Here is a 291-nt window from a genome sequence, read left to right on the forward strand (position 1 = left end):
GACGACATCATCGTCATGGCCGGATTCTCCGGCAGCGGCTTCAAGCTCTCGCCCGCGATGGGCGAGATCGCCGCCGACCTGGCGCTCGACGGCACCACAGACCACCCCGTCGGCTTCCTCGCACCGGCCGGCGTCGGCGCCGCCTGAATCCAGCAACCTCCCCTTCCATTCCGGCAAGTCCGCCTCAGGCGTGCCCGAAAAAGGCGCACCGGCCATCACCAACTCCCCGCAGCCAAGACAGGAGCATCCTCATGCCCATTCCCTCGCTTCAGTTCCGCCCGAAGTACGTCT

The 291-nt window shown here is 66.7% G+C and carries 1 pseudogene; it reads left to right on the top strand.

Going from position 1 to position 291, the window contains the following annotated elements:
* A pseudogene (locus GTY47_RS29995) lies at positions 1-147 on the top strand (N-methyl-L-tryptophan oxidase); the annotation flags it as partial.
* Positions 148-291 lie beyond the last annotated feature (144 nt).

This window comes from Streptomyces sp. SID5464 (genome assembly GCF_009862985.1).
GTDB lineage: Bacteria > Actinomycetota > Actinomycetes > Streptomycetales > Streptomycetaceae > Streptomyces > Streptomyces chartreusis_D.